General features: G+C 62.9%; 16 protein-coding genes. 7 read left to right on the top strand and 9 right to left on the bottom strand.

The genetic code is table 11. From position 1 onward, the window contains the following. Position 1: 1 nt before the first annotated feature. Entirely contained in the window at positions 2-1,150 is a 1,149-nt protein-coding gene (locus IFT57_RS03655; RefSeq protein WP_192053656.1) for an efflux RND transporter periplasmic adaptor subunit, read from the bottom strand. Between the two features lie 258 nt (positions 1,151-1,408). Between IFT57_RS03655 and IFT57_RS03650 the strand changes: the two genes are divergently transcribed. Then, positions 1,409-2,041 (top strand): TetR family transcriptional regulator, encoded by a 633-nt coding sequence (locus IFT57_RS03650; RefSeq protein ID WP_192150547.1) that lies wholly within the window; start codon positions 1,409-1,411, stop codon positions 2,039-2,041. Positions 2,042-2,178: 137 nt separating this feature from the next. After that, positions 2,179-3,075 (top strand): DMT family transporter, encoded by an 897-nt coding sequence (locus IFT57_RS03645; RefSeq protein WP_122713361.1) that lies wholly within the window; start codon positions 2,179-2,181, stop codon positions 3,073-3,075. 71 nt (positions 3,076-3,146) lie between these two features. Here IFT57_RS03645 and IFT57_RS03640 read toward each other — a convergent pair whose 3' ends face one another. Continuing rightward, positions 3,147-4,655 carry an MDR family MFS transporter gene (locus IFT57_RS03640; RefSeq protein WP_342030329.1) on the bottom strand — a complete coding sequence of 503 codons (1,509 nt, stop codon included), beginning with the start codon at positions 4,653-4,655 and terminating at the stop codon, positions 3,147-3,149. Positions 4,656-4,780: 125 nt separating this feature from the next. Further along, positions 4,781-5,710, bottom strand: coding sequence for an AraC family transcriptional regulator (locus tag IFT57_RS03635; RefSeq protein ID WP_122479402.1), 930 nt, complete (start codon positions 5,708-5,710; stop codon positions 4,781-4,783). Between the two features lie 311 nt (positions 5,711-6,021). On the opposite strand from IFT57_RS03635, the gene IFT57_RS03630 reads away from it, so the two are divergent. Together IFT57_RS03630 and IFT57_RS03625 are read left to right on the top strand one after the other, a co-directional pair. Beyond that, positions 6,022-6,345 (top strand): putative quinol monooxygenase, encoded by a 324-nt coding sequence (locus IFT57_RS03630; RefSeq protein ID WP_192053660.1) that lies wholly within the window; start codon positions 6,022-6,024, stop codon positions 6,343-6,345. A gap of 42 nt (positions 6,346-6,387) precedes the next feature. Beyond that, positions 6,388-6,627 (top strand): hypothetical protein, encoded by a 240-nt coding sequence (locus IFT57_RS03625; protein ID WP_192150546.1) that lies wholly within the window; start codon positions 6,388-6,390, stop codon positions 6,625-6,627. On the opposite strand, the gene IFT57_RS03620 is transcribed toward IFT57_RS03625, so the two are convergent. The 5 genes from IFT57_RS03620 to bglX form a co-directional block, all read right to left on the bottom strand. Next, a complete protein-coding gene (locus tag IFT57_RS03620; protein WP_192150545.1) occupies positions 6,620-7,246 on the bottom strand; it encodes a flavin reductase family protein in 627 nt (208 codons plus the stop codon). The genes IFT57_RS03625 and IFT57_RS03620 overlap by 8 nt on opposite strands. A gap of 96 nt (positions 7,247-7,342) precedes the next feature. After that, complete coding sequence (locus IFT57_RS03615; protein ID WP_122713356.1) at positions 7,343-8,662, bottom strand: MFS transporter; 1,320 nt, start codon at positions 8,660-8,662, stop codon at positions 7,343-7,345. A gap of 159 nt (positions 8,663-8,821) precedes the next feature. Further along, a complete protein-coding gene (locus IFT57_RS03610) occupies positions 8,822-10,150 on the bottom strand; it encodes a sigma-54-dependent transcriptional regulator (RefSeq protein WP_192150544.1) in 1,329 nt (442 codons plus the stop codon). Continuing rightward, positions 10,147-11,901 carry an ATP-binding protein gene (locus IFT57_RS03605; protein ID WP_446731178.1) on the bottom strand — a complete coding sequence of 585 codons (1,755 nt, stop codon included), beginning with the start codon at positions 11,899-11,901 and terminating at the stop codon, positions 10,147-10,149. The genes IFT57_RS03610 and IFT57_RS03605 overlap by 4 nt, the downstream gene beginning before the upstream one ends. 24 nt (positions 11,902-11,925) lie before the next feature. Further along, positions 11,926-14,217 (bottom strand): beta-glucosidase BglX, encoded by a 2,292-nt coding sequence (gene bglX / locus IFT57_RS03600; RefSeq protein WP_192150543.1) that lies wholly within the window; start codon positions 14,215-14,217, stop codon positions 11,926-11,928. A gap of 223 nt (positions 14,218-14,440) precedes the next feature. Between bglX and IFT57_RS03595 the strand changes: the two genes are divergently transcribed. Together IFT57_RS03595 and IFT57_RS27090 are read left to right on the top strand one after the other, a co-directional pair. After that, positions 14,441-15,637: a class I SAM-dependent methyltransferase gene (locus IFT57_RS03595; protein ID WP_192150542.1), complete on the top strand. Its 1,197-nt coding sequence runs from the start codon at positions 14,441-14,443 to the stop codon at positions 15,635-15,637. A 95-nt stretch (positions 15,638-15,732) separates the two neighbouring features. Beyond that, positions 15,733-15,945: a response regulator transcription factor gene (locus IFT57_RS27090; RefSeq protein ID WP_277305613.1), complete on the top strand. Its 213-nt coding sequence runs from the start codon at positions 15,733-15,735 to the stop codon at positions 15,943-15,945. A 22-nt stretch (positions 15,946-15,967) separates the two neighbouring features. On the opposite strand, the gene IFT57_RS03585 is transcribed toward IFT57_RS27090, so the two are convergent. Next, a complete protein-coding gene (locus IFT57_RS03585) occupies positions 15,968-16,987 on the bottom strand; it encodes a DUF4917 family protein (RefSeq protein ID WP_192150541.1) in 1,020 nt (339 codons plus the stop codon). A gap of 140 nt (positions 16,988-17,127) precedes the next feature. Between IFT57_RS03585 and IFT57_RS03580 the strand changes: the two genes are divergently transcribed. Beyond that, entirely contained in the window at positions 17,128-18,198 is a 1,071-nt protein-coding gene (locus tag IFT57_RS03580; protein ID WP_192150539.1) for a glycerophosphodiester phosphodiesterase, read from the top strand. Positions 18,199-18,204: the final 6 nt, after the last annotated feature.

Below are 18,204 nucleotides of genomic sequence, written 5' to 3'. Positions count from 1 at the left end.
ATCATTCACCTTTGCCGTTGGCGGCAGGGGCGGACTGTTCAGGAGTCAGGTTGCCAGCATCCTTGACGGTCACATCGGCACCTGGCTTGACGTATTGCAGACCTTCGGTGATCAAGCGATCGCCAGCGTTCAGGCCTTTCTCGATCACCCAATAGGCGCCATCGGTGCGATTGGCCACCAGTTGACGCTGCTCGACCTTGTTGTCCTTGTTGACGATCAAGGCGGTCGGGGTGCCCTTCAGGTCGCGCGTCACACCTTGCTGAGGTGCCAGGATGGCTTCGCTGCGCACACCGGCCTGCAGCTTGGCATGCACGAACATGCCGGGCAGCAGCACGTGTTCCGGGTTGGGGAACACGGCGCGCAGAGTCACCGAGCCGGTAGCCTGATCGACCGAGACTTCGGAGAACTCCAGCTTGCCGGTCTGGGCGTACTCGCTGCCATCTTCCAAGGTCAGCTTGACCGAGGCGGCGTTGTCGCCGGCCTTTTGCAGCTTGCCGCTGTCGAGGTCGCGTCGCAGCCTGAGCATTTCGGCGGACGACTGCGTCACGTCGACGTAGATCGGGTCCAGTTGCTGGATGGTCGCCAGGGCGTTGGTCTGGCCATTGGTCACCAGTGCGCCTTCGGTCACGTCGGAACGGCCGATGCGGCCCGAGATCGGCGCCATCACCTTGGTGTAGCGCAAGTCGATCTGCGCGCTCTTCACCGACGCCTCTGCCTGCAGCTGCTGGGAGCGGGCATTGTCGTATTCCTGGCGGCTGACGGCCTGCTCGTCGATCAACTGTTTGTAGCGCCCTGCCAGTGACTTGGCCGACTCCAGCGTCGCCTGGGAGCTGCCCAGCGTCGCCTCGTATACCGACGGGTCGATCTGGTAGAGCTGCTGCCCGGCCTTGACCTCGGTACCTTCCTTGAACAGACGCTTGAGGATGATCCCGTTGACCTGCGGCCGCACTTCGGCCACGCGGTACGCGGTGGTCCGACCCGGCAGTTCGCTGGTCAAGGTATAGGGTTGGGTTTTCAGGGTAACCACGCCGACCTGAGGAGCTTGCTGAGCCTGTTGCGGGGCTGCTTCTTCCTTCTTGTCACAGCCGCTGAGCAGGGTGGCCAGGGCGACGGCGGATACCAGAGCGGTAACAACTGGCTTGAATTGCATGAAGATCCTCGGGTCGTGAGCGCGGGGGAGGGCTCAAGAATAGTGGAAAGGTAAAAAAATGTTACGACTGGATTAATAGCTTACTAACGAATATACTTACATTCGTGGTTGTTTGTAAACAACTTGATGGCCTGATGCCCGCGACGTTGCGGCGCACCCATCGACATTCGGGACAAGCCCAGCACAAAAGGGATTTCCGGCCTGAGCACGCGCTGCGTTACGCATTGCGCGTGCATTGAAGATTGAGGTTCTACTGCCATGGTTCGCCGTACCAAAGAGGAAGCCCAGGAAACCCGCAGCCAGATTCTCGAGGCGGCCGAGCAGGCGTTCTACGAGCGTGGCGTGGCACGCACGACCCTGGCCGACATCGCGACCCTGGCAGGCGTGACGCGCGGCGCCATCTATTGGCACTTCAGCAACAAGGCCGATCTGGTGCAGGCCATGCTCGACAGCCTGCAGGAGCCGCTCGAGGAGCTTGCCCAGGCCAGCGAAAGCGAGGACGAGCCCGACCCGCTGGGTTGCATGCGTCAGTTGCTGATCCGCCTCTTTCAGCAGATTGCCGTGGACCCCAAGACCCGCCGCCTCAACGAAATTCTGCACCATAAATGCGAGTTCACCGATGAAATGTGTGACATGCGCCGCCAGCGCCAGTCGGTCAGCATCGACTGCAATGTGCGCATCGAGCGGTCGTTGCGCAACGCGGTGAACCGCGAGCAGTTGCCGCGCGATCTGGATACCGTCAGGGCGGCCATCGCCTTGCACGCCTATATAGATGGCATGATTGGCCAATGGTTGCTCGTCCCCGACAGTTTCGATCTGTACCAGGAGGCGGAGCGTTGGGTGGACCTGAGCCTGCAGACGCTGAGCCTGACACCGGCGTTGCGCAAATAAAGTTCTGAATCAAGTTGTAACAGCGCCCTTGCTCGCGCCATCATCGACCCGACACCATCCAGCCGCTGCCCGAATACCTGCGTGCGGCGGACAGGTCACGGCCGGTACCCTTTCATCATCCTGTTGCGAGCGTGTGAATGAGCGTGCAAAACCCGTTGCTCTCTGGGACCAACCAGCCGCTGCGCGGTATCGCGCTGATTTGTCTGGCAACGTTGCTGTTCGCCAGCCACGATGCTTTGTCCAAGTACCTCTCCGGGCTGTTCCCCATCGTCGTGGTGGTATGGGCGCGCTACGTGGTGCACACCCTGTTGATGCTGGTCATATTCGTGCCGCAGACCGGGCTGTCCACGGTAATCCGCACCAAGCGGCCGGGGCTGCAGCTGTTGCGCGCGCTGTGCCTGATCGCCACCAGCCTGTTCTTCACCACCAGCCTGCGCTACATACCGCTGGCCGAAGCCACGGCGGTCAACTTCCTGGCGCCGCTGCTGGTGACGGCGCTGTCGGTGCCGCTGCTCAAGGAAGTGGTGACCCGTGCGCAATGGGCGGCGGTGATCACCGGTTTCATTGGTGTGCTTATCGTGATCCGCCCCGGCGGTGCCCTGTTCACGCCGGCCATTCTGCTGCCGTTGATATCGGCGTTCTTCTTCGGCCTGTACCAATTGCTGACGCGCAAGCTCAGCAGCATCGACAGCCCGACCACCAGCAATTTTCTCGCCGGTATCTTCAATACGCTGATCATGAGCGCTGCGTTGCCGTTCTTCTGGCAGGCGCCGGGGTGGATCGATGCATTGTTCATGGTCGGCCTGGGCACCTGCGGGATGCTCGGGCATCTGTTGCTGACCCAGGCCTTTCGCCATGCCGCGCCGGCGCTGCTGGCACCGTTCAGTTACGGGCAGATCCTCTTCGCCGGGATGTACGGCTACCTGATCTTCGACCACACCCCTGACATCTTCGGGGTGGTGGGCATCAGCGTCATCTGTCTCAGCGGCCTGGCCGTAGCCTGGGCCCAACGCAAGAAGCGCCCGGCTGTCTGATCGGGCCCCTTCGCGGGTAGAACCTGCTCCCACAGTTCCCGCGAAGAGGCCAGGCCTGCCTTGCGCACAAGCTACTTCTCACCATGCCCACGGCCGCGCAATTCCAGGTTAGGCAGCGCCAATGCCACCGCCAGTCCCAGCAGCGAAATACCGGCACTGGCCCACAGCAGGTGCTGGAAGGTCTGCGCCAGTTCCATGCGCAAGGCATCGCGGGCGGGGCCTGCCGTAGCGTTGAGCCCGGTCAGCAGCACGTTGTCGGTCATTACCTCTAGCCCATGGCCGTTCAAGGCACCGTCCGCCAGTTGCACACCGTGCAGCATGGCCAACAGCAGCGCCGACAAACAAGCCACTCCAACAGCGCCGCCCAACGAACGAAACAAGGCCAGGGTACTGGTGGCCACACCGATGTCCCTGGCCTGCACCGAGTTCTGCGCGCCCACCAGCGAGGTGGGAAACTGCAGGCCGCAGGCGAAGCCCGTCAACAGCATGAAGGTCACGCTGAGCGGCAGATTGTCCGGCGGACTGAACGCCATGCCCAGAATGCCCAGCGGAGCGAGCAACGCCCCGGTCAGAATGATCGGTTTGTAGCGCCCGGTCTGCGACGTGCGACGCCCGCCCAGGAAAGCCCCGATCGGCAGCCCCAGCGCGAGCGGCAGCAGGTACAGCGCCGCCTGGTCCGCGCCCGCTCCGGTGACGGTCTGGAAGCGCAGGGGCATCATCACGCTCAAGCCGATGGCCTGGAAGCTGGTGAAGAACACCGTGCACCAGCACAGCACCGCTGCGCGGTTGGCAAACAGATGCATCGGCAGCAGCGGTTCGCGAAAGCGTCGTTCATGCCAGACAAAGCCCAGCAGCGCTGCCGCGGCAATCACCAGCAGGGCCCAGACCTGCGTGTCGTCCACTCCATGTCCTTGGCCGATGCGGGTGATGCTCATGAGCAAGGTGCTCAAGCCGATGATCATCAGCGCCGTCCCCAGGTAATCGATGATCGGCGTACGCTGCGGTATGGGCAGCCCCGCCAGCTTGCGGTGGGCGTACCAGCACGCGAACGCGCCCAGCGGCAGGTTGATCAAAAACACCCAGCGCCACGACAGGTACTGGGTCATGTAGCCGCCCAGGACCGGGCCCAGCACACTGGCGGCAGCGTACATGCTGCTGAAATAGCCCTGGTATCGGCCACGTTCGCGCGGTGGCACGACATCGCCGATGATCGCCTGGCTGACCGAAACCATGCCGCCGGCGCCGACGCCCTGCAGCAGGCGGGCCAGCACCAGTTGCTCCATGCTCTGCGCCATGCCGCAGAACAGCGACGCCAGGGTAAACAATCCCGTGCCGATCAGGATCATGCGTCGGCGTCCGTACAGGTCTCCCAGCTTGCCGTAGATCGGCGTGGCCACGGTCATGGCCACCATGTACCCGGAGATCACCCACGCCAGGCGGTCGACGTCGTTGAACTGGGCCGAGATCGCCGGCAGCGAGACCGCGACGATGGTCTGGTCCAGGGCCCCCAGGAAAATGGCCAGCATCAAGGCCACCAGAATGCTCTTGATGGCCGGTGGGGAGTGGCTGAGATCGGTCACAGGTAGGCCTGCAAAAAGACGCCCAGGCAAGATGGCCGCGGGCTGCTGTCTTCGAGTGTACTTGATAGCTAGCTATCGGTTCTATCGGTGACCTCGGGTTTTTTGCAAACCCTGCCGGCTTGACATCAGAGGCTGATGCGCAGGCGCGCCAGGTCACGCACCGGCGGTGCGCCGAAATGCCGGCTGTATTCGCGGCTGAACTGCGAAGGACTCTCGTAGCCCACGCGATACCCGGCGGCCGACGCATCGAGATCTTCGCTGAGCATCAGTCGACGAGCCTCTTGCAGGCGCAGCTGTTTCTGGTACTGCAGCGGGCTCATGGACGTCACGGCCTTGAAGCGGTGGTGCAGGGTCGACACGCTCAGGTTGACCTCGCGAGCCAGGTCTTCGATGCGCAGGCTGCGCTGAAAATGCCGATTGATCCAGGCGATGGCCTGGCTGACCCGGTGGGTCTGGCTGTGCGCTACGGCGATTTCATACAAGCGGTGACCCTGTTGTCCGCCCAGCAGGCGATAGAGGATCTCCCGCCGCACCAGTGGTGCCAGCACGGCAATGTCCTTCGGTGTTTCCAGCAGCCGCACCAGGCGCAGCACGGCGTCGAGAAACGCGGTGTCCATCTGCTCCACGTACAGGCCGCGCTGGGTCGAACGCGAAGGCACGCCCAGCGGCCCGGCGTCGGCGATCACTGCGTTGATTTCGTCGGGGTCGATGTCCAGCCGCAAAGACAGACTCGGGTCGCCGGGGCTGGCATCCAGGATCCGTCCCGAGATCGGCATGGCCACCGACACCACCATGAAATTCAGCGGGTCGTAGATATAGCGCTCTTCCCCCAGGCGCACCTCCTTGCTGCCATGGGCAAGGATGCACAGCGCCGGTTGCACCAACGCAGGGAACGACTGCACGCATTCTTCATAGCGCACCAGATGCAAGCCGCTGATCGCGGTGCCATGGCAGCCGGGTGCCTGCGCGCCGCGGGCAATGCGTTCGGCAAGTTCGCAGCGGCTTCGTTCCAGGGCAGGGTGCAGGGGCAGGGCAGCAGGTGCGGCGGGTTTCATGCAGGCTCCATGATCTGTGCATCACATGACTAAGAGGATAATCCGCGCTTAATGCCAAGGGTAGACGATAGCTGCAGGATGCTTGCCCAATCCTGCCAAGTTGCCTGTGGGTCTTGTCCGAACCAGTGCGCGCATCCTGCGTGTGGGCATGAAAACCGCCACACAAGGCCCCATGGATTGATCGAAACTGCAACCCTGCAGGATCGGGCAAGACCTTGACAGGAAACGGCTAACCCCTGTGGTCCGGGGTTGCGTAACGTTGTCGCTGCAACCTTGTTCACCGCAGACCGTTCAATCAGGGAGAGTCGAGCATGAACTCATTATCTACCGTCAGTCACTGTGCCTTGGTCACCGCCCGGCACGGGCATTCCGAACAGGTCGGGCTGGGCTTGTCGGCACTGGTGCGGCCTGCGCTGGGAATGCCGGGCTGCCTGCATTTTGCAGTCCAGCGCAGCCACGGCGACGAGCGATTGTGGCAAGTGGCCGGCGTCTGGCGCGATCACGCCGCGATGACGGCCTGGTTCAAGTCGCCCGGGATGCAGGTGTTCTCCGACCTGGTCCAGGGCCTGCTGGTCACCAGCCTCGATCTGCACACTTTCGAGGATGCCGCGATCGAACAGGCCAGCGCGGCCTGAGCTGCGTACAATCGTGGCTTTTGCATAGCTGCGAGGTACGTCATGGCACGCAAGGTATTCGAACATCACGAAGCGGTTTCAGCGGTAGTGCCGAATGAGGGCAGTTACCGTGCCGCCATCGCCATCAAAGCCCTGCAGGGCGGTGGTGCGCCGCAGTTTCACAAGGTGCTCGACGGCCAGTCGTTCGGCACTGCGCACGAGGCCGATAGCGCCGCCGCCGAGGTGTTGTCGACACTGGTCAATGTCGACGACGACGGCGAACCCGTCTTCGACCTTACTTGACCTGTGGCCGGTGCATCCTGAACAGTGCCTGCGGACCGATCTCGAAGTAATCGGCCGGACCGCCACCGCGCAGGATCGGACCGGCAGCCGCCGTGTCGTAGACCCCGTCCTTGAGCAATGACTTGGCGATGTGCACCGCCACCACTTCACCCAGGATCAGCCAGGTGGGCACTTCCTGCTGGTCGACGCCCTTGAGCTGAATGATCTGGGTCACCTTGCATTCGAACGACACCGGCGCTGCGAGCACCCGCGGTACGCTGACGATTGTCGACGGTGCATGGTGCAGACCACTGAGTTCGAACTCGTCGACTTCGGGGCCGACTGCGGCGCAGCTCTGGTTCATCTGCTCGGCCAGAGCTCGGGTAGACAGGTTCCAGACGAATTCGCCGGTCTGTTCGATGTTGTTCAGGCTGTCCTTGCGTCCCACACTGGCGAAACCGATGATCGGCGGCGTGTAGTTGAAGGCGTTGAAGAAGCTGTACGGCGCCAGGTTCAGGCGACCTTCACGGTCGTGGGAAGAGATCCAGCCAATGGGCCGCGGGCCGACGATGGCGTTGAACGGATCGTGCGGCAAACCATGGCCCTTGGCCGGCTCGTAGTAGTAGGTGTCATCCGACATCAGGGGCAATCCTCAGCGTTCAGGTGCCCCCAGTGTGCGTCGGCCATGGCGGCCAGTGCAACTGCCCCCGCCTTGGCGGCGGAGGCATGCTGAGCTTCAGTCCGTTTCGATCCGTGAGTGCGTCTTGGTGTCCTTCATGAACACGTACACCAGCAGCGAGCAGGCGATGCAGGCGGTCACGTACCAGTAGTAACCGGTTTCCATGCCGATCTGCTTGAACCACAGGGCGATCAGTTCGGCGGTTCCACCGAAGATCGATACGGTCAGTGCATACGGCAGGCCCACGCCTAGCGCGCGGATCTCGGTGGGGAACAGCTCTGCCTTCACCACGGCATTGATCGAGGTATAGCCGCTGACGATGATCAGTGCCGCCATGATCAGGAAGAACGCACCCCACCAGGTTTGAATGGTGTGCAGCGTGGTCAGGATGGGAACGGTACACACCGTGCCCAGTACCCCGAATGCGATCAGGATGGGGCGTCGGCCGATCTTGTCGGAGAGGGCGCCGACCACCGGTTGCAGGCACATGAACAGAAACAGCGTGGCCGCCGAGATGGCCGTCGAGTCCGCCTTGCTGAAGCCCACCGTGTTGACCAGGTATTTCTGCATGTAGGTAGTGTAGGTATAGAAGGCCAGGGTACCGCCCATGGTCAGGCCGACCACGGTCAGCAGTTCCTTGGGATGGCGCAGCAGGGTGCGCATCGTGCTTTCCTTGGATTCCTTTTTCTGGGTGAAGGAGTCGGTCTCTTCCATGCCACGGCGCAACCACAGCGCCACCACTGCGCACAGAGCGCCGATCACGAACGGTACACGCCAGCCCCAACTGAGCAGCTGTTCTTCGGTGAGAGTCTGCTGCAGCACGATCAGCACCGCCAGCGCGATCAACTGGCCAGAGATCAGGGTCACGTACTGGAAGCTGGAGAAGAAGCCGCGCCGTTCCTTGGTGGCCATCTCGCTCAGGTAGGTGGCGGACGTACCGTACTCGCCACCGACCGAGAGGCCCTGCATCAGCCGCGCCAGTACCAGCAGCACAGGCGCCCAGATGCCGATGGTCTCGTAGCTCGGCGTCAGCGCAATGACCAGCGAGCCAAAGCACATCAGCAGCACCGAAGCCATCAGCGCTGCCTTGCGGCCCTTGCGGTCGGCGTACAGGCCCATCAGCCAGCCGCCGATGGGCCGCATCAGAAAGCCGACGGCGAAGATCGCGGCGGTGTTGAGCAGTTGCGCGTTGAGGCTGTCCTTGGGAAAGAATACCTGGGCGAAATACAGCGAGAATGCCGCGTAGACGTACCAGTCGTACCATTCGACCATGTTGCCGACCGAGCCACTGAAGATCGACTTGACGCGGCTGGCGGTGGTGCGAGGCGGGGCGGTTGCAGCGGTTGCCCCGGCGGGCAGGGTGTTGGAGTTATCCATGATGGATCCTTCTCATTATTGTTGGTAGCGCGTTGGTTCGCGCTTGCCAAGGCAATAGCAGGAGCCGTGCCAGCCGCTGCATCCCCGCTTTCAGAGGGGCACGCGCAAAAAACCGGCGGATTCTTGCCGATGCGAGAAGTGGAGTGAGCGGATTCTTGCCTAGTCGCGAAAATCTTCACGGGCCAGGCCGTGACGCTGCATCTTTTCGTTGAGGGTGCGCCGGGGCAGTTGCAGTTCCTCCATCACCGATTTGATGTCGCCCCGGTGACGCGCAAGCGCGGCGCGCAGGCACTGGGCTTCGAAGGCTTCCTGTTGTGCCGCCAGGGACAGCCGGGCGCTGGCCGTTTCAGCCGCAGGCGCGGCCAGCCCCAGCACATGGCGTTCGGCAGCATTGGCCAGCTCGCGGACATTGCCCGGCCAGTCGTGGCTGAGCAATTGGGCCAGTTGGGCCGAATTGACCGGCGGCGCCTGTCGCGCCAGACGCTTCGCGGTTGCCGCGGTGAAGTGATCGAACAGCCGCACGATGTCTTCGCGTCGCTCGCGCAATGGCGGCAGGCGCAGTTCGGCGACATTCAGCCGATAGGCCAGGTCTTCGCGAAACAGCCCGGCCCGTGCCTGCTCCAGCAGGTCGGGCTTGCTCGCCGCGACCAGCCGCAGGTCCACCGCAATGCTCTGGTTGGAGCCCAGGCGCTCGAGCTTCTGCTCCTGCAGCACACGCAGCAGCTTGGCCTGTTGAGCCATGGGCAGGCTTTCCACTTCGTCGAGAAACAGGGTCCCGCCGTGGGCGTACTCCAATTTGCCGATACGCTTGCCCTGGGCGCCGGTGAACGCACCGCTCTCGTGGCCGAACAGTTCGGCCTCGAACAATGCCTCGGGAATGGCGGCACAGTTGAGCGCAACGAACGGTTTGCCAGCCCGTGGGCCGAAGTCGTGCAGGCAGCGCGCAACCAGCTCCTTGCCACTGCCGGTTTCGCCACGAATCACCACGTTGACCGGCAACTGCGCCAGATCCAGTACCTGGCGCCGCAGCTGCGCGATGGCCGGCGCAGCACCGAGCAGGGTCGCCTGCAGTTGCTCGCTGAAATCGGCCCGGCTGTGCAGGCGACGGTTTTCCAGAACCAGCCGACGCTTGTCCTGGGCGCGCTGCAGGCTGGTCAACAGGCTTTGCGGGCTGAAAGGCTTCTCGAGAAAATCGTAGGCACCCTCGCGCATGGCCTGCACCGCCATCGGCACGTCACCGTGCCCGGTCAACAGAATCACCGGCAACTCGGGGTCGCGAGCCTGGACCTGTGCGAGCAGGCCGAGCCCGCCCATGCCCGGCATGCGCACATCGCTGAGTATGACCCCGGCGAAGTCTGCCGGCAGCTGCGCCAGGCAGTCTTCGGCCTGGCTGAAACGCTGCACCGAAAAGCCGCTGAGGCCCAGCCATTGTTCAACGGCGTCGCGAATGCTCGCTTCGTCGTCGATGACCATCACTTGATTGCTCATGCAGGCTCCGTATCGATGGGCAGGGCAAGGGTGAAACGTGCGCCGCGTGCCAGATTTTCCGCGCTCAACTGGCCGCCATGTTCGTGGGCGATAGCCAGGGAAACGGCCAACCCCAGGCCGAGGCCTTCGCCGATGGGTTTGGTGGTGAAGAACGGGTCGAACAAGTGTTCGATGTGCTCGCTGGCAATGCCGCCACCGCTGTCGGCAATATCCAGCTGCCACTGCTCGCCATGAAGCTGCAGGCTGATATGCATATCCTTCGCCGGCAGACCGGTCATGGCGTCCAGCGCATTGCGCAACAGGTTGATCAGCACCTGTTCGAGGCGAATCACGTCGCCGCGAACATAAGCCGGCCGCCGGACCTGCAAGTGCAGGCGTACATCCGCCGCCTGCAGAGGCGTTTCCAGCAATTGCAGGGCCTGGTCGAGCACCTGCGCCAGGTCGAGTCGTTCACGCACGCCGGCCGGGCTCTTGCGCGCGAAGGTCTTCAAATGGGTGGTCAAGGCCGCCATGCGTATCAACATCTGTTCCAGCGGTGCCAGGGCCTGGCGCGCCGCGTCGATGCGATCCTGATCGAGCAACAGCCGCAGGCTCGCCAGCTGCATGCGCTGCGCAGTAAGCGGCTGGCTGATCTCGTGGGCCAGGGCCGCCGACATCTGCCCCAATGCCGCCAGTTTGGCCGCCTGGACCAAGCCCTCCTGGGCATCGCGCAACTCCCGGGTGCGTGCCCTCACCAGAGATTCCAGCTGCTCGCGACCACGCTGGCGCAGGGCGGCCAGGCGCCGCCGCTGATTCAGCCAGAGGCCGCCGAAGACCAGGCTCAACCACAGGCCGGCCGCTGCCAGCGCGGCATTGCGGCTGTCCTCGGTACTCGCCATGGGAGGCTTGAGCAAGTGCAGGGTCCAGCCTTCGCTGGCCATCGGCAACGATGCCCACAGGTAGTCGGCCGTGCCTTGAGGGCCGTTGACACGCACCTGCCGGGCCGCTCCATCGAGGTTGCCCAGCACCTGGTGGTCCAGCGGCTGCAAGGCTTGATCGTGATACTGACGGGTACGCTGCAGTTCGGCGCGGTCGGCCTCGCTCAAGGGGTGCAAGGTGCGGTACCGCCATCCCGGTCGGTTGGCGATGAACACCACCCCGCGCGCGTCGCTGACCAGCAGGGTATCGGGCCCCTGCGCCCATTCCTGTTCCAGTTCGGGCAGCTCGAGCTTGACCACCATGGCACCGAGAAAGCCGTCCCGAGCGTCCTTGATCGCGCTGGACAAGAAGTAGCCGGGAATGCCGCTGGTCACGCCTACCGCATAGAAACGCCCGCTGCCCTGGCTGATCGATTGGCTGAAATAGGGGCGGAAGGCGTAGTTGTGGCCTACATAGCTGGTCGGCAGACGCCAGTTGCTGGCCGCCACCGCCAGGCCCTGGCGGTCGAGCAGTTCCAGGGTCGATGACCGCGCCGCCGCGTTGATGCGTTCAAGTTTGCGGTTGAGCATGTTCTGAGTGGCGGGATCGATAGGCTCGCGCAGCGACTGCTGCAGTTCGGGGTCCAGCGCCAGTACGGCAGGCAGGGTGCGATAGCGCTCGATCAGGGTGTGCAGGCCGTTGGCGTACAGCGCCAATTGGCCATTGCTGCGCGCCGCCTCTTCATTCTGTGCCAGCTGCTGTGCGTGGCGGCCTGCCCAGACGCCGGACAGCAACGTGCCGGCCACGATGACCAGCACGATGACGGCCAGGCGCAGGGCGCGCGAACCGATCACGGGCGCTATCTAACCGTTGCCGGCCTACAACAGCTCGAAATTCGCCTCTTTGACGTCCTCGGAGTCCAGCCCGATCATCACGGTGAATTGCCCGGCCTCGGCAGCCCGAACCAGTTGCTGGTTATAGAACTTCAAATCACCCTCGACGATATCGAATGTCAGGGTCTGGCTTTCGCCCGGCTTGAGCATCACCTTGCGGAAATGCTTGAGCTCCTTGACCGGTCGGGCCATGGAAGCAGCGACATCGCGCAGGTACAGCTGAACCACGGTCTCGCCGGCGACCTTGCCGACGTTGCGCACGTTGATGCTGGCTGTCACCTTGCCGTCGCGGCTCAGGCGCTTGCTCGACAGGCTGACGTCCGACAGGCTGAAATCGGTGTAGCTCAAACCGTAGCCGAAGGGGTACAACGGGCCCTGCTCGCTGTCGAAATACTGCGAGGTGTAGTTGCCTGGATGCCCCGGCGTGAACGGTCGACCGATGCTCAAGTGGCTGTAGTACAGCGGCACCTGGCCAACCGAGCGTGGGAAAGTGACCGGCAGTTTGCCGGACGGGTTGTAGTCGCCGAACAACACGTCGGCAATGGCATTGCCGCCTTCGGTGCCGCTGTACCAGGTTTCCAGCACGGCATCGGCCTGGCGCTGTTGTTCGCCAATGGTCAGCGGGCGGCCATTCATGAGCACCAGCACCAGCGGCTTGCCCGTGGCGCGCAGCGCGGTGATCAGGGCCTGCTGGGTACGCGGCAGGTCGAGGGCGACACGGCTGGCCGATTCATGGGTCATGGCGCGCCATTCGCCCACTGCGGCAACGATCACATCGGCATCGCGTGCGGCTGCCAGCGCTTCGTCGATCAAGGCCTGGCCGGAGCGTGGATCGATCGCCTGCTTGATGTGCTCGGGGTTGAAATGGGCGATGAAGTCCAGCGTCGCACGGTCATCGGTCAGATTCGCGCCCTTGGCGTAAGTCACTTTGGCAGGGTCGGCCACGGCATTGCGCAGCCCGCTGAGCAATGTCACTGATTGCCCGGCGACGCCGGCCGCCGACCAACTGCCGAGCATGTCGTCCGGCGCGTCCGCCAGGGGGCCGACCAAGGCAATACGGGCGTCCTTTTTCAACGGCAGCGTGTGCTTCTGGTTCTTCAGCAAGACCAAGGTCTTGCGCGCTACATCACGCGCTTCGGCGCGATGCAGGCGGCTTTCCGCATTGACATCGGCCGGGTCGTCCTGGGCCTTGCCTATGCGCAGGTACGGGTTGGCGAACAGGCCCATGTCGTACTTGGCACCAAGCACCTCGCGCACCGCATTATCGATGTCGGTCTGGCCGATCTGGCCGCTTTTGAGCAGCCCCGGCAGGTATTCGCCGTAGGCCTGGTCGTTCATGCTCATGTCGATGCCGGCCTTGATGGCCAGCTTGGCCGCCTCGCGGTCGTCTTTGGCCACGCCATGCCTGATCAGTTCGTGGATGGCGCCGTGGTCACTGATGGTGACGCCCTTGAACCCCCACTGCTTGCGCAACACATCCTGCATCAACCAGGTGTTGGAGGTCGCCGGCACACCGTTGATGGAATTCAAGGCGACCATCATGCCACCCGCGCCCGCTTCGACCGTGGCGCGATAGGGGGGCAGGTAGTCCTGGACCATGCGTTGCGGGCTCATGTCGACGGTGTTGTAGTCGCGACCGCCCTCGATCGCGCCGTACAGGGCGAAGTGCTTGGCGCTGGCCATCATTCGATCCGGGTTGGCCGGGCTGGGGCCCTGTATGTTCTCCACCATCACCCGGGCGATCTTCGACACCAGGTGGGTGTCTTCGCCAAACCCCTCGCTGATGCGGCCCCAGCGCGGATCGCGGGAAATGTCGACCATCGGCCCGAAGGTCATGTCGATACCGTCGGCCGCTGCCTCGGCTGTCGAGGTCCTGGCACTCAGTGCAATGGCGTCCATGTCCCAGCTCGCGGCCAGGCCCAGGCTGATCGGAAACTGCGTCCGGTGACCGTGGATCACGTCGTAGGCGAAAAACATGGGAATCTTCAGGCGACTGCGCTGCGCGGCATCCTGCATGGGCCTGTTGTCGGCGCGAGTGACCGAATTGAAAGTGCCGCCGATGCGCCCTGCGGCGATCTCCGCCTCGATGCGCTGGTGAGTCATTTCCCCACCGATGGCGATCAGGCGCAGTTGGCCGATCTTCTCGTCCAGGGTCATGCGTGCGAGCAGGTCGGCAACGAATGCATCCTTGTTTTGCGGACCTTGGGAAGGGCTATCGGCATACGCGGTTTGCAAGGCCAGGCCGACGACGACACCCAGCAGACACAGCTTGTTCATTGAGTTCTTCTCTCTGGCCTACCGCAGGGATGCCGCAGCCGATTACGGGTGACAGTGTTTTTATAGTTTGCCGGAGGTGTTTTAACGTATCGGAGCGCTTCAATCCAGTCGGGTGCCGGGATTGATACAAATGCATCCGCGCAAGCGGCATCCAATCAAATCCCCCAAGTCGATCCACAGCCACTAAAATGCCCGCCTGAATAGACCCGAGATCCGTTTCGCCATGCCCGTCACCGACCCCCGCGCCGAATTCCTTGCCCTGCTCGACACCAGCCTGGCGCAGAACGCTTTCATCAAGCTGGTGCTGGCTCGCTATGTCGGCCAGGAGCCGGACCTGCAGCGGCTGATCGTCAAGTTGGCGACCATCAAGGGCGAAGCGTGCCTGTCGTTCGTGTACCGCTACAAGACGCGTGACATCACCAAGAACTTCAGCCAGGTCGATGGCCAGCAGTTCATTGCCGACGCCTTGCCCGACACCTTCAAGAACGCCCATCTGCTGACCTTGACCGACGAATTGCAGCTCGAATTCAGCAAGAAGAACAAGGCCAGCCTGCACCGCAACAAGCAACAGCAGGAGCGGGCCGCGCCGGAGTTGGGTCACGATCGGGAAAAGAAGCGCTACCTGGAGCTGAGCCGGCCGTTTCTGCAGGACCTGGGTGTGACCGACAGGCAGCAGCAGTTGATCCCGGCGATGTCGCGCAAGTGGAAACAGATCAACAAGTTCATCGAGGTGTTTTCCCACGCCTTCGCTTCGTCGGTGCTGGCCAGGACGGATGCGCCCGTACGGGTCGCCGATTTCGGCTCGGGCAAGGGCTACCTGACGTTTGCCATCCATGACTATCTGGCCAACTCGCTGCAGCGTCAGGCCCAGGTCACGGGCGTCGAACTGCGTCCGGACATGGTCGAGTTGTGCAACGCGGCTGCCACCTCCTTGGAACATCCGGGGCTGGTGTTCGAGTGCGGCGACGTGCGTTCGGTGGTGCCCAGCGAGATCGACGTGATGATCGCCCTGCATGCCTGCGACATCGCCACCGACTACGCCATTCACACCGGTATCCGCTGTGGCGCGGCGATCATCATGTGCTCACCGTGCTGCCACAAGGAAATCCGCCTGCAGATTCAGAGCCCGGGCCTGCTCAAGCCCATGCTGCAATATGGCCTGCATCTGGGCCAGCAGGCCGAGATGGTCACCGACAGCCTGCGCGCGCTGTTGCTGGACGCCTGCGGCTACGAGACCAAGGTGTTCGAGTTCATTTCCCTGGAGCACACCAACAAGAACAAGATGATTCTGGCGGTCAAGCGCGACACGTCCGGGCCGTCCGCCGAAGCGCTGGTCAAGATCGAGGAACTGAAAGCCTTCTACGGCATCCGCGAACAGCGTCTGCAGACCCTGCTGCAGGAAGACGGCCTGCTGGGCTAGGCGCTGTGAGGCATCGGGACTACAAGTCGCCGGCATTGTTACCCATCCTTGGCGAGCGCCACCATGAGCGCTCAAGCCAAGGGTTGGAGTTCGCAGTGACGCTCGACATCAAGCTGACGCCGCGCGAGCAGGAAGTGCTCGTCTGGAGTGGCAGAGGCAAATCCTCGTGGGAAATCTCGCGCATACTGGCCTGCTCCGAGGCCACGGTGAATTTCCATTTCGCCAATATTCGTCGCAAATTCGCCGTGGGCTCACGCAGCGTGGCCGTGCTGCTGGCACTGGAGAAAGGGTTGATATCGCTGTGGTGAGCGCTTGGTTGCGCTCGAGTCTTCAACGTTTCTTCTTCAACGCCGCAGGCACGGCCACGTTCAATTGCGCACTGCCCAGGCCATGGCTGGTCGCGTCGAAGAAATACAGTGTCTTGCCGTAGCCGGCGAACAGTTCTTCGAAGCGCTGTTTCTGGCTGATGATCCAGGCATCGCTGAGCGGGAAGATCGACACATACAGGGTCTGTGCAGGCGCCAGACGCAGCGCCTGAAGGATGTGCGCATCGTCGCTGTCCAGGTTGTGGCCGAAGATGCACAGCGTGCCGTCTTGCCGGCTCAACTCGCCGTGGCACCAGCTCAGGTAGTCCGAATCACGGATGGTGCGCAGCTTCTGCGCACTGGGGCCTTCGTTGACCAGCAACGGCACATCGCCAGGCGTGTTGATCGCAAACCCGTCGAGCAAGGCTTCGCCCTCGGCGGTACGTTGGCGGGTCGTGCCGTCGCTGTTCTTGATCAGGTGCAGACCGCCGTGCAGGTACAGCACGCGGCAGCCTGTGGCGGCGGTCTGGCGAATATCGAAACCGGTGTCCACGTCCATTAGCTCGGCAAAACCCTGCGGGTCGTGCTGCACGGCCCAGGGGCAGAGCAGGTCATAGTTGCTGCTGTACACCGTATCGAACGCGCGCAGTGCAAGGTTGAGCGCGGTCAGGCGCTGTTCATCGAGCAGGCGAAAGGGAATGTGCACGCTGCGCACCGCATGGATCAACGCTTCCTTGATCGCATAGTAGCGATTGAGCGGGGCGGTGGAACTGATCGCCAGGGCGGCATTGACCCGAACGGTGCTGTTGAGCACCGCCAGCACCTGCTCGAAGCTGTGGGTCTGCAGCGATTTGAACAACGCCAGGTCGGTCAGGCTCAAGGGTTTGTTGCGCACCTTTTGCGCGCGCTCGAACAACCCATCGTAGGCGAAGCCGCGCCATACCGCGCGGCTGGCGCCGTTGCCCAGCAACAGGCTTTGTGCAGGCTGACGGGTATGCAGGGTTTGCCAATCGCCGAGGTGGGCGTCGAAGGTGTCATGTGCCATGGTGATGATTCGTTCTACTCGTGTCTTGGGCAAGGGCGCGACTCTATCACGCCATGTCCTGTCATCCGACGCCGTCTATGCTGGGTCGGTTCACCGGCATCAAGCCGCGCCGTTTTCGATCATCCGTGGAAGGACTACACATGTTGGCACACCTGTACAAAACGCTCTGCCTCACTGCTGCCATGGGCGCAGCTGCCTCGGCCCATGGGCAAACCCCCGAACAATTGGCCCGCGCCGCCGACATTCCCCACCCTGCGGTCATTGCCCATCGGGGGGCTTCGTTCGATGCGCCGGAATCGACGCTGCCGGCCTACCTGCTGGCCCGTGACCTGGGCGCCGACTATCTGGAACTCGATGTGCAGCGCACTCGCGACGGGCAACTGATCGCACTGCACGACGATACCTTGCTGCGCACCACCGACATCGCCAGCAAGTTTCCCGAGCGCAAGGACAAGCCGGCCAGCGACTTCACCCTGGCGGAGCTGAAAACCCTGGATGCCGGTAGCTGGTTCAACGCAGCGCACCCCGAGCGCGCCCGTGACAGTTACAAAGGCTTGAAGATTCTCACCCTGGATGAGGTACTCGACGTGGCGCAAGGCGGTACGCACACGCCTGGGGTGTACATCGAAACCAAGGTACCGCAGCAGTTTCCTGGTATCGAGCATGACCTCAAGGCCAAACTCGAGCAGCGTGGCTGGCTCGACGGTCAGCACCGGGTCGTGTTGCAGACGTTCGAAAAGGGCAGCCTGGAACTGCTGGCCAAGGAAATGCCGCAGGTACCCAAGGTGCTGCTGCTATGGGTCGGCGAGGGCAGCATCGAAGCCGAATCCAAGGTGACGTTCGCAGCGTCCGGCATCAAGGACAAAGCGGCTTACTACGCTCAGCAACGACCCCGCGACCGTGCCGAGTTCGAGCGCTGGCTGGACATTGCCAAAGCCAACGGTGCGGTGGGCACCGGCCCTTCGGCCGCTTTGAGCGAGGGAGGAGAGCAGAGCTACATGGACCTGGTCCAGCCGTGGATGAACAAGCTGACCCACGACAAAGGCCTGTTGGTGCACGTGTATACAGTGGACGAGGCGGTCGACTTCAAGAAGGTCAGTGACGCAGGCGTGGATGGCATCTTCACCAACCGGACCAGCGAATTGCTGAAGTTCTACAAACGTCCCGCCGCTGAGTCCGTGATCGAGGTTCTTCAACGCAACGGTTACTGACCTGCA

The organism is Pseudomonas sp. CFBP 13719, from assembly GCF_014842095.1.
Lineage (GTDB): Bacteria > Pseudomonadota > Gammaproteobacteria > Pseudomonadales > Pseudomonadaceae > Aquipseudomonas.
This window is presented reverse-complemented; position numbering and strand designations above follow the sequence as displayed.